Consider the following 11,387-nt stretch of genomic DNA (forward strand, 5'->3'; position numbering starts at 1 on the left):
ATTGAGGTGATTGAATGATTGATGGAAAATACGCAGATTATAAAGGCGAAACTTATAAAGTAGTTGAAATTGTTGGTAACGAATTGGTGCTTGGCTACAGAAGACGAAAAGGCATTGGAACATGGTTTTGAAGCACAAACAGCAAATCAATCAGCGCATACATTATACTTCAAACATATCCCGAGAGACGATGTTGATGAGCTTTATGCATTATTTCAAGAAGCAAGATATGAAGGTGCCGTTTTTGATTTATATCAAGATACAGAACAACAGCTTTATATTGGGACAGAAGATCAAGATAAAGCGAGTACATTTGGATTAGATCAAACAGATGAACATTATTATAGTAAGTATGTGACAGAAGACGAAATTGAAAAAATAATCTACCGCAGACATATTGAGTAGTACATTGTTATAGCAATGAAAAGGAGTGAGACATAATAAATGTCCCACTCCATTGTTTTATAGCTGTTTTTTCTTCTAGATATTTTGTGTTTAAATGATGGCAGTAATTTGGCCACCTTCTGGCGAGTATAATATTTAATTGACTTGCTCTATAATCGCTTTAGTATGAAATAAATAGAAAAGCCGAAACTGAAATCGAGGAAAATGTGCACAAAAAAATGCCAACAAAGTCAGATGCTTTGTCGACACTCCATTGGTAATTGTATTAACGTTGATCCACTTTACGATGTGTTTCAATGATATGACGAATCTTATCAATAACTGGATTTAATGAGTCTGGATCTTCATGTAAATCATATTCATTAATGTTCACACGTACAACAGGACATGCATTAAATTCGCTAATCCAGTCGTCGTAACGTTTGAATAGTTTTTGCCAATATTCTGGGTCAGTTTCCATTTCCATCTGACGACCACGTTGTTTAATGCGATCAATGACTTCATCGTAATCACATTCTAAATAAATCAATACATCTGGTTTAGGGAAATAAGGCGTCATGACCATGGCGTTAAATAATTCAGAATATGTTTCAAAGTCTTCTGGGCTCATTGTACCTTGTTCTTCATGCATTTTAGCGAAAATGTCGACATCTTCGTAAATTGAACGGTCTTGGATGAAACCACCGCCATATTCAAACATGCGTTTTTGTTCTTTAAAACGTTCAGCTAAGAAATAAATTTGTAAGTGGAAACTCCAACGCTCAAAGTCGTTGTAAAACTTATCGAGGTAAGGATTATGGTCCACGTTTTCAAATGAAGTTCTAAAATTCAGGCGTTCGGCTAAAGCTTTTGTTAATGTTGATTTTCCTACGCCTACAGTACCGGCGATAGTAATCACAGCATCTTGAGGGATACCGTATTTATTCATGCATTTGTCCTCCAATCAGTGGTTTCACTAATTCTAAAATATAATTATAATCATCATTATGTTTAACGAAATCAAGGTGTGTCGTGTCAATACGAATGACGCGTTCTCCGTCAGCTTTTAACGAATTGTAATAGGCATTGTAATCACGCTTTAAATTAAGTAGGTAGTTATCCTCAATTTGATGTTCAAAACTGCGATTACGTTGTGCTATACGTGCTTTTAAAGTTTCTAATTCTGCATCTAAGAAGATGATGATATTAGGCATTTCTAGATCTTCGGTTAAAATATCATAAATTCTTGAGAATTTACTATATTCGGCACTCGTTAAGGTATTATGTGCGAAAATTTTATTTTTATAAATGTGATAATCACTCACGATACCACTTTCATTTGAAACAAGATCTTGGAATTGTTTGTAACGATTACATAAAAAGAACATTTCTGTTTGGAAACTCCATTTAGAAATATCTTCATAGAAATCTGATAAAAAAGGATTTTCATTTACAATTTCTTTTTCTTCATAGTAATTGTAAGTTTGACTAAGTTTGTGTGCTAAAGAAGACTTTCCGACACCAATCGGGCCTTCAACAGCAATAAATTGTTTTTTCATATTTACCGCTCCAATGTTAAAATAGACAATAAATATTGTACCATATGTGAGGTGTAAGACACATGACAACTGACCAAAATTATATGAAAATTGCGATTGAAGAAGCAAAAAAAGCAGGGGACATTGGTGAAGTGCCTATTGGTGCTGTCATTGTTCGAGATAATGAAGTGATTGCAAGAGCACACAATTTACGAGAATCATCACAAGACCCAACTGCTCACGCTGAGCATCTTGCAATTCAGAAAGCTGCTGCTGTCGTCGGTAGTTGGCGCTTAGAAAACTGCCGACTTTATGTCACGCTAGAGCCATGCGTGATGTGTCTTGGTACGATTGTAATGAGCCGTATTCCGTATGTGATTTATGGAGCTAAAGATCCGAAGGGCGGCTGTGCGGGTAGTCTCATGGACCTGTTACAAGAATCAAGATTTAATCATCGGGCAACGGTTCAAACAGGTGTATTAGAGGAAGCGTGTAGTCAATTATTAAAAACATTTTTTAAAAATTTAAGAAAAAATAAAAAACTCATACAAACAGCCGATAATACAAATCCCTAAAGATTTGGTAGAATATGAGTGTGTTACAAATTTGTGGCAAATGAGAATGGTGTGTAATTAAGATTGTGTTATCGATCATAGAAGGAAACGAGGTAAATTAATGATAAAATTAATTGCAACAGATATGGATGGTACATTATTAAATGCGGCACATGAGATATCAGAAGAGAATATTAAAGCGATTCAATATGCGCAATCGCAAGGCATAACAGTAGTTATTGCTACGGGTCGTGCTTTTTATGAAGCGAATTCACCAGTGAATCAAACAGATTTGAAAGTGCCTTACATTTGTTTAAATGGTGCAGAAGTGAGAGATGAATCTTTTAATATCATGAGTACATCTAAATTAAATCGTGAGTTAATTAATAGAATTACAACAGAGATGGATAAAGAAGATATTTATTATCAAGTTTATACAAACTTAGGTATCTACACTGAAAACCCTCAACGCGATTTAGAAATATATATAGACATTGCAGAACGAGCTGGTCAAAAAGCAGACGTAGAAAAAATCAAAGCTGGTATTCAAAAACGAATTGATAATGGTACTTTAAAAGTTGTAGATAATTATGACAAGATTGAAGATACGCCTGGAGAAATCGTCATGAAAATCCTTGCTTTTGATAGTGATTTAGAAAAAATTGACCGTGCAAGTGAAAAACTAGCAGAATCAGAAAGTCTTGCAATTTCTTCTTCATCGAGAGGTAATATTGAGATTACACACTCAGATGCACAAAAAGGTATTGCGTTAACAACGATTGCAGAGCGTCTTAATATAGATATGGAAAGTGTTATGGCAATTGGTGATAACATGAATGATATTTCTATGCTAGAGCGTGTAGGTTATTCTGTAGCGATGGATAATGCAACGCCTGAAGTTAAAGCAGTGTCTAAGTATTCTACAGACACAAATGAGCAAAGTGGCGTCGGAAAAGCGATTATGAAATTGCTCAAAGAAAATAATGAAAATTAGTATGAGGAGAAGTGTATTATGAAAGGTTTAATCATTGTAGGGAGTGCGAAATTAGGTTCACACACAACAGCGCTATCCCAATATTTAAAAGGACATTTTGAAGAACATGATTTTGAAGTTGACATTTTTGATCTAGCAGAAAATCCAATTCATCAACTTGATGTTTCAGGTGCTTCTAGTCCAAGTGAAACATATAAAAATAATTTAAGTACATTACAATCTAAAGCGAGAGAAGCGGACTTTTTCGTCTTAGGATCTCCAAATTATCATGGTTCATACTCTGGTATTTTGAAAAATGCTCTAGATCACTTAACTATGGATGATTTCAAAATGAAACCTGTAGGTCTTATCGGTAATAGTGGCGGCATCGTAAGTTCAGAACCATTATCACATTTACGTTTAATTGTACGTACGTTATTAGGTATTGCAGTGCCAACACAAATTGCTACGCATGATACAGATTATAAGAAATTAGACGATGGTACATTATATTTAGATAATGAAGAATTCCAATTACGTGCTAGATTATTTGTAGATCAAATCATTTCTTTTGTTAAAAATAGTCCTTATGAACATTTAAAATAAGTTGAATGATTAAAATATAAAAAATAACTGTTCAGTTTCTACATAGAAGCCTAACAGTTATTTTTTATTTGTTCTATTGTTGGGTTGATGGATTTAAAATAGAAGTTACAATTGTATGATACTGTTCTAGAATCGATTTTATCTTAGGTAGGTCGATATTATGTAAATGAATGCGACGCTCATCATATGCATCTCTAGATTTTTTTAATAAACCCAGCTCAATGAGATTGTTGATTTGTATTGAAATCGGTGTGTTTTGACTATATAGCAGTCTTTTGAGTTCTACCGCTTCAATGCTTTCTTTGTTAATATAAAGTAATTTATCCAATATAACAATTTCATTAAATGTAAGATTCAAATTTTGTTTGATTACTTTTTTAATTAAGCTTCTCTTTTCTTCGTAAGTTATCATATTCATGTCATCACCACATTAAGTTATTTGTTGTATTATTTTTGAGATTTTGAACATCTTCTATAACAGGTTGTTTGTTATTAAATTCATAGGGACTTATACCTTTGATTGCTTGGAAATAATAAATATAATCTTTAAGTGAATGGAAATGATACGCTCTCCATACAAAATCTAAAGTATCGCCATTTAATAAAGCACATGCTGAAAAGTGAATTTTTGAAGCAATGATGTAGTTTGATAAGGTACAACACATAAGTGCTGAAAATTCACGTGATAAAAAGCTGTTATTCACAAAAAAATGATGCGCAATATCCTGGCAACTTAATTTTCTTTCACAGTTGTGACTAATATATTGAATAACGTCTCTAATCAACACATGTTTAAAATTTCTCTCAGATTTAGAGCGGAGAGTTGTATCTATGGTATTAAGATAGGTGGTTTCAATTAGAAATAATAATTTTCGTTCTATATCTGAAGCAATTGATCGATTTAAAATAGAAGCAATAACGTCGTTATAAAGTATTTTTAAATCGGGTCTATCTTTATCCATTATATTATTCTCATTTTGAGCGTACATATTCGAAATTTTATAATAATAGTAATTATTTATAGATAGACATAATAACGTGCCTTCAAAGTTGATATCATTAATACATTCATAATCATGAATATAAAATATATCTCCCGCACGATAATGTTGAAAATCGTTATTTTTTAGTATTGTAATTGCTCCATCAAAAACGAAATAGATATTAAAAAAATGGTTAGTACGTAAACATTTAAAATTGGATGTTTTATTATTATATATCTTTAAATCATAATCCATTATTTATTTCACCACACCGATATACTAAGGAGCATCTCCTCTATAATAATTTTAATACGAAAAGTGTATGTCGGACATTAACAAAATTTAACTCTTGATACACATTATTTTAAAATTAATATGTGAGTTTAGATTTTAGAGTAAATAATTTAATAGTAACCATTAAAATTTTACTTTTTAATAATTAAAAACATAACGTCAAATAGATAATCTAGAAAAATTGAAATAACATTTACTAGAGATATTCAAATTTTGAACAAAAAAAGAGTACTAATAAATATATATTAGTACTCCTATAATAAATAAAGCGTATGAGTTAAATTGTATTTAACTATTTATGGTATTTTAATTTAGCGAAAGCATCGTGTTGGTGAATAGATTCTTCATTGCGACATTCTATTTCAAAACCATCAAGCCACTCAAAACCTACTAAATCTGCAGCAATTAGACGGATCAGGTCTTCTACAAATCTTGGATTTTCATAAGCGTGTTCTGTAACACTTTTCTCATCAGGACGTTTTAGAATAGGGTATAACATAGAACTTGCATTAGCTTCCATCGCATCTAAAATGACTTCTTTATAATCACCTATTAAATCAACATCTTTATTTAGAAAAGCTTTTACAGTGATAATACCACGTTGGTTGTGTGCTGAGTACTCGCTAATTTCTTTTGAACAAGGGCAAAGTGTAGTCACTGCGGCTTGGATTGTAATCTCTTTACGGGTTACATCATCTTTATCAATCGCTAAACCATAAGTTACATCGGCATGACCAACAGCTTTGATTTGAGTGACTGGGCTATAACGGTCGAAGAACCATTTAGCTGAGACATCTAAACCAGCGGCGTTTTGTGCCATGCTAACTTGTAAACTACGTAATAATTGATAAAGTGCGTCAAAATTTAATTCAATGCCATTATTGTAGTGCTTTTCGACACTTTCTAATATACGGCTCATATTAATGCCTTTTTCGTCTTGATTTAAACTTGTTGAAAAACTAAAGTTTCCGGCAGTTTGGAAACGATCTACAAGTACTGGGTAAACTAAGTTTTTAATACCTACCTCTTCGATTTCAAACAAGAAATCTTTATGTGTACTTTGTAAGTCTTTCATATTTTCTTTTTCAGTTGGTTTCGTACCTTCGATAGGGTCAACAGAACCAAAGTGCTTCCATCTGCCTTCTCTAGTAGATAAGTCAAATTCTGTCATGCTATTGCCTCCACTTAAGATTCAAAGTTATAAGTCCAATAAGGTTCTACTTCTAAGAAACTGTGTGCTTCTCCAGGTACGTCAGGTGTTGCAAGTGACTCTAAGAATGGACCTGTTTGAGATGCATGTGCTTCGAATGTACGTAGTTTAACCTCTTTATAATCACTGATCTCATTTAGAATGTCTGGTGCACCTAATTTTTCATGTGCGTCATTACTAAATGCTACAAGCTGTAAACGTGGTCTTTCAGATTCTGGCATACGACCAACCGTTCTCACGACTGCTTCTGCAGTAGCTTCATGGTCAGGATGAACAGCAAACTGTGGATAGAATGAAATGATGACAGATGGTTGTAATTCATCAATGAGGGATTTAACCATTGCATCCATTTCATCATGTGGTTCGAACTCTACAGTTTTATCTCGTAAGCCCATTTTACGTAAATCAGTTATGCCTATTGCTTCCATTGCTTTTTCTAATTCTTTTTCACGAATATCTGGTAATGTCTCACGCGTAGCAAAAGGTGGATTGCCTAAATTGCGACCCATTTGTCCGAGTGTCAAACATGCGTACGTGACTGGCACTCCATTATCGATATAGCGTGCTAATGTGCCTGCAGATGAGAACGATTCATCATCTGGATGTGGAAAAATTACTAATACTTGGCTTTCCTCTGCCATGATACGCCCTCCTTATGCTTTGAACGGTTGAGTACTAATTTCTAAAGCAGCAGCTAATTGACCTTCATAGTTAAAGCCTGCTAGAAGAAACTCACCATTCTCATTCACTTCATAATGTGTTAATCCTTGGACATAGACCCAACCGCTATCTTTCAATTTAAGACCGACACGGAAAGGATCTTTGTTGCCACCTTTAAGTTGAGCGTGCTCGTAAGTTACTTGAATATTTCTCAAAAAAGTTCCCGCATTAAATACACGTTGGTCAAAGTGAGCAAGCATATGCACCATTTGTTGTTTCAACATGTAAGTATACAGGTTTATGCTCATATGAAGAAAGTAATGCTTGTACTTTCTCAATGTTTATTTGTTCCAAAATTTTGCCTCCTTGCTTCCAAACCCAACATTACAAAATTCAATTATTTATATTTACTTAACACAATAGATTTCGATGATATAAGTCTATACTTTAGTGTAAACCGACTCGTATACATTTTCTACCAGAAAAGTGAATTTTATATCTAAGAATTGTATTTTATATTTTGATTATCTCTTCATTCTACTAAAAAGCACAGCAGAAATGTATCACTCTGCTCAATTTATAGTAAAAAGTCTCAACTTAATAGTGAAATAGGGCTGGAATCCAATTCCTGTTAAAAATATATAAAAGAAGTATAATGCATAAGTGTCATAACATTTATATATAATTTGCATAATAATTAATTTATTATGACTGTAGTTTTAACAATAAAACATAGAATTAACATAGGTATTAACGGGTATCTTCGTTTTATGTAGAGGATGTACAGTATTTATCATGTTATTTTACGCGTTTAATATATAAAACTAAGGGTAAATAGCTTAAGTGCAACATTATATAGTAAGTTAAGTCACAACGATGGCTCTATAATTTAATTCAAGAAGGGATGATCATTTTGGAATTACAACTAGCAATTGATTTATTGAATAAAGAGGACGCGGCAAAACTTGCGAATAAAGTTAAAGATTATGTAGATATCGTAGAAATTGGTACACCAATCGTTATTAATGAAGGTTTACCAGCGGTTCAACATTTAAACGATAATATAGAAGGCGTAAAAGTACTTGCAGATTTAAAAATTATGGATGCTGCAGACTACGAAGTAAGCCAAGCAGTTAAATTTGGTGCAGACGTAGTAACAATTTTAGGTGTTGCAGAAGATGCATCAATTAAAGCGACAGTTGAAGAAGCACATAAAAGTGGTAAAGAATTATTAGTTGATATGATTGCAGTACAAGATTTAGAAAAACGTGCTAAAGAGTTAGATGATTTAGGCGCAGACTATATCGCTGTGCATACTGGTTATGACTTACAAGCTGAAGGTCAATCTCCTTTAGAAAGTTTACGTAAAGTTAAATCAGTTATTTCTAATTCAAAAGTAGCTGTTATTGGTGGTATTAAACCAGATACAATTAAAGAAGTTGTAGCAGAAGAACCAGACTTAGTTGTTGTTGGTGGCGGTATTGCTAATGCAGACGATCCAGTTGAAGCTGCTAAACAATGTAGAGATGCGATTGAAGGCAGATAATATGACTGAAATTACAAATTATCGCTTAATATTAGATGAATTAGACCATACACTATCGCACGTGAAAGATAGTGAAGCAAAAACGTTTTTAACACAAGTGGTTGAAGCGAATCAAATATTTGTTGCAGGAAAAGGTCGTTCAGGCTTTGTAGCAAATAGTTTTGCAATGCGTTTAAATCAATTAGGCAAATACGCGCATGTTGTGGGTGAGTCTACGACGCCGTCTATTACTGAAAATGACTTGTTTGTTATTATCTCTGGGTCAGGTTCGACAGAGCATTTAAGATTATTAGCAGATAAAGCTAAAGCTGTAGGTGCAGAAGTTGTATTATTGTCGACAAATCCGGCTTCAGCGATAGGTGAGCTTGCAAATGCAGTTATTGAATTACCGGCAGGGACGAAATATGATGCTGAAGGATCAGCACAGCCTTTAGGTAGCCTATTTGAACAAGCATCACAAGTGTTTTTAGATAGTATTGTTTTAGATTTAATGACTGAGTTAAAAGTTGATGAAGAAGCAATGCAACAAAACCACGCAAATTTGGAATAACCAAAATATAAGTGTTAATAAAAGTAAAAGAGAGAGGAAACTAAATTTTAGTTTCCACTCTCTTTTTATTTCTATATATTAAAATTAATCTAAATGAACTCTATTATGCTCTTCCATACTATTTTCTTTTGTCATATCTACACATTGCTTGCATGTTATAAAAGCGATTATTGCAAGTGAAGCTAAAATATTAATAGTTAAAAGTTTTTTCATTTTAATCATCCTAACTGTTTAATGTTTTTATATATTAATTACAAGGCACTAAAATCGTTTTTGACTCGCTGTTTTTAAAAAATGAACAATAAATATGCGTGATAAAAATTTATTGTATGTTACCCTTTCCCTGATGTTCAATTGTTAATCAAATTCAACTTTAACGTCATTGTCATAGCTATGTTGAACAGGTGGTTGATAACAAAGTGCATAATAATGAGAATTTGATACTACAATTTATTTTGATATTAATAATAATAAATTTAAAAACCATAGAAGAAACTTAATTAGAATCAATAAATGTATTTTAAAATAGCAACGAATGATTAGAAATAAAACAAATAGGGGATACTATAAAAAAATAGTTTAGTCACCTTTAGACTATTTTTACGTAAATCTATGACAATTTGATTTTAATACATTATTAAAGGGGAGATATAATGGAAAAAATCGTTGCTTTTTCAGATTGGCTTTGGGGATTTCCTTTAGTTACTTTATTATTAGTTGCAAGTTTGTATTTAACAATAAACTTGAAATTTATTCAGTTTAGACATTTCTTTTATATGATGAAACAAACATTTGGAAGAGTCAATAAAACGCCTAAAGGTGAGGGTACAATCACACCGAGGCAAGCCCTGACCTCTGCACTTTCATCTACAATAGGCGCTGCGAATATTGTTGGGGTGCCTACTGCAATTATGATGGGTGGTCCAGGTGCTGTCTTTTGGATGATAGTAATAGCTTTTCTAGGAATGGCTTTAAAATTCAGCGAAAACGTACTCGGTGTACATTATCGTGAAAAAAATAAAAAAGGCGAATTTGTTGGTGGACCTACATATTATATGAAGAAAGGTTTTAAAAACAAAAAATTAGGAGCCATTTTTTCTACTGTCTTTGCTTTTGCGCTGATGCTTGAGCTTATACCAAGTATTATGGTACAAGGTCATTCGGCTGCAAGTACTGTGCATGATACATTCGATATACATATGGGCGTAACTGGCGTCGTTTTAGCTATACTTGCGGCATTAGTCGTGTTTGGTGGTATTAAGCGTATTGCATCTATTGCTGAGAAGATTGTACCAATTATGGTCGGTTTATATTGTTTATTAGGATTTACTATTATTATAATGAATATTACGCAAGTGCCCCATATCATTGCGCTTGTGGTTGAACAAGCTTTTAACCCTAGTGCGGCATTAGGGGGAACATTCGGTGCGAGCACTTGCAACTACCATTCGTTGGGGATTTGCTAGAGGAATATATTCTAATGAAGCAGGTCTTGGTACGTCACCTATTGCCCACGCAGCTGCAAAAACGGATCATCCTGTACGTCAGGCTTTTTGGAGTGTTAGTGAAATTGTAGTTGATACGCTTGTCGTGTGTAGTACGACTGCATTTGTTGTGCTTGTTTCTGGTGTCTGGAAATCAGAAGATGCAAAGTCACAATCTGCAGCGCTTACAGCCAGAGCATTTGAAGATGCTTTTGGAGAATTCGGCAGTATGAGTGTATCGATATCGATGTTATTTTTCGTGTTTTCAACAGTCATTGTCGTAATTTTTTATGGCTCTAGAATGGCAGAGTTCTTATTTGGATTAACAGGTGCTTGGATTATGAAAGTCGTTTATGTATTATCATTAGTCGTAGGTGCTTTGGGTGCGACCACACAACTATGGGATTTATTAGATTTAGCACTTGCAATTGTACTTATACCTAACGTTATTGCAGTACTTATACTTTCACCGAAAGTAAAATCATTAACTATAGATTTCTTTAAAAATTATAAATAAGTTGTTCTATTAAATAGATAGCCTCTCACTACAAAATGGAGTGGGGGGTTTTTGTATGCAGATTTCTCTATTGTTGGGTTTGAGTAAT

12 protein-coding genes and 3 pseudogenes are annotated in these 11,387 nt (G+C 33.3%); 7 read left to right on the forward strand and 8 right to left on the reverse strand.

Annotated elements, in window-relative coordinates; genetic code table 11:
- The first annotated feature begins 14 nt into the window (after window positions 1–14).
- A pseudogene (locus tag ABLV95_RS00570) lies at window positions 15–405 on the forward strand (hypothetical protein).
- A gap of 265 nt (window positions 406–670) precedes the next feature.
- Here the strand turns inward: ABLV95_RS00570 and ABLV95_RS00575 are convergent.
- Both ABLV95_RS00575 and ABLV95_RS00580 read right to left on the reverse strand, forming a co-directional pair.
- Window positions 671–1,333 (reverse strand): deoxynucleoside kinase, encoded by a 663-nt coding sequence (locus tag ABLV95_RS00575; RefSeq protein ID WP_021339560.1) that lies wholly within the window; start codon window positions 1,331–1,333, stop codon window positions 671–673.
- Complete coding sequence (locus ABLV95_RS00580) at window positions 1,326–1,943, reverse strand: deoxynucleoside kinase (RefSeq protein WP_069816973.1); 618 nt, start codon at window positions 1,941–1,943, stop codon at window positions 1,326–1,328. Before ABLV95_RS00580 ends, ABLV95_RS00575 begins: the two co-directional genes overlap by 8 nt.
- 62 nt (window positions 1,944–2,005) lie before the next feature.
- On the opposite strand from ABLV95_RS00580, the gene tadA reads away from it, so the two are divergent.
- The 3 genes from tadA (at window position 2,006) to ABLV95_RS00595 (ending at window position 4,055) form a co-directional block, all read left to right on the forward strand.
- The gene (tadA, locus tag ABLV95_RS00585; RefSeq protein WP_460876139.1) at window positions 2,006–2,497 is read left to right on the forward strand and encodes a tRNA adenosine(34) deaminase TadA; all 492 of its coding nucleotides are present in this window, start codon (window positions 2,006–2,008) and stop codon (window positions 2,495–2,497) included.
- A gap of 100 nt (window positions 2,498–2,597) precedes the next feature.
- Window positions 2,598–3,470, forward strand: coding sequence for a Cof-type HAD-IIB family hydrolase (locus tag ABLV95_RS00590; RefSeq protein ID WP_069832594.1), 873 nt, complete (start codon window positions 2,598–2,600; stop codon window positions 3,468–3,470).
- Between the two features lie 18 nt (window positions 3,471–3,488).
- The gene (locus tag ABLV95_RS00595; protein ID WP_069816979.1) at window positions 3,489–4,055 is read left to right on the forward strand and encodes an NADPH-dependent FMN reductase; all 567 of its coding nucleotides are present in this window, start codon (window positions 3,489–3,491) and stop codon (window positions 4,053–4,055) included.
- A 73-nt stretch (window positions 4,056–4,128) separates the two neighbouring features.
- Here the strand turns inward: ABLV95_RS00595 and ABLV95_RS00600 are convergent, their stop codons facing one another.
- From ABLV95_RS00600 to ABLV95_RS00620, 5 genes and pseudogenes are all read right to left on the reverse strand, one after another.
- The gene (locus tag ABLV95_RS00600) at window positions 4,129–4,473 is read right to left on the reverse strand and encodes a transcriptional regulator, SarA/Rot family (protein WP_460872370.1); all 345 of its coding nucleotides are present in this window, start codon (window positions 4,471–4,473) and stop codon (window positions 4,129–4,131) included.
- A gap of 4 nt (window positions 4,474–4,477) precedes the next feature.
- Entirely contained in the window at window positions 4,478–5,017 is a 540-nt protein-coding gene (locus tag ABLV95_RS00605; protein ID WP_460872371.1) for a hypothetical protein, read from the reverse strand.
- Window positions 5,018–5,624: 607 nt separating this feature from the next.
- On the reverse strand, window positions 5,625–6,503 hold the full coding sequence (gene folE2 / locus ABLV95_RS00610; protein ID WP_427705386.1) for a GTP cyclohydrolase FolE2: 879 nt from the start codon (window positions 6,501–6,503) through the stop codon (window positions 5,625–5,627).
- A gap of 14 nt (window positions 6,504–6,517) precedes the next feature.
- Window positions 6,518–7,183 (reverse strand): bacillithiol biosynthesis deacetylase BshB2, encoded by a 666-nt coding sequence (gene bshB2, locus ABLV95_RS00615; protein ID WP_069816988.1) that lies wholly within the window; start codon window positions 7,181–7,183, stop codon window positions 6,518–6,520.
- 12 nt (window positions 7,184–7,195) lie between these two features.
- Window positions 7,196–7,556: pseudogene (locus ABLV95_RS00620) on the reverse strand (YojF family protein).
- Between the two features lie 559 nt (window positions 7,557–8,115).
- Here ABLV95_RS00620 and hxlA point away from each other — a divergent pair.
- Window positions 8,116–8,748 carry a 3-hexulose-6-phosphate synthase gene (hxlA, locus tag ABLV95_RS00625; protein WP_460876142.1) on the forward strand — a complete coding sequence of 211 codons (633 nt, stop codon included), beginning with the start codon at window positions 8,116–8,118 and terminating at the stop codon, window positions 8,746–8,748.
- A gap of 1 nt (window position 8,749) precedes the next feature.
- On the forward strand, window positions 8,750–9,298 hold the full coding sequence (hxlB, locus tag ABLV95_RS00630) for a 6-phospho-3-hexuloisomerase (RefSeq protein ID WP_002508460.1): 549 nt from the start codon (window positions 8,750–8,752) through the stop codon (window positions 9,296–9,298).
- Window positions 9,299–9,382: 84 nt separating this feature from the next.
- On the opposite strand, the gene ABLV95_RS00635 is transcribed toward hxlB, so the two are convergent.
- Complete coding sequence (locus tag ABLV95_RS00635) at window positions 9,383–9,511, reverse strand: hypothetical protein (protein WP_256092374.1); 129 nt, start codon at window positions 9,509–9,511, stop codon at window positions 9,383–9,385.
- Window positions 9,512–9,951: 440 nt separating this feature from the next.
- Between ABLV95_RS00635 and ABLV95_RS00640 the strand changes: the two are divergent.
- Window positions 9,952–11,299 (forward strand): annotated as a pseudogene (locus ABLV95_RS00640) (alanine/glycine:cation symporter family protein).
- Window positions 11,300–11,387: the final 88 nt, after the last annotated feature.

Origin of the sequence: Staphylococcus sp. Mo2-1 (assembly GCF_046721385.1) — a bacterium.
Taxonomy (GTDB): Bacteria; Bacillota; Bacilli; order Staphylococcales; family Staphylococcaceae; genus Staphylococcus; species Staphylococcus equorum_A.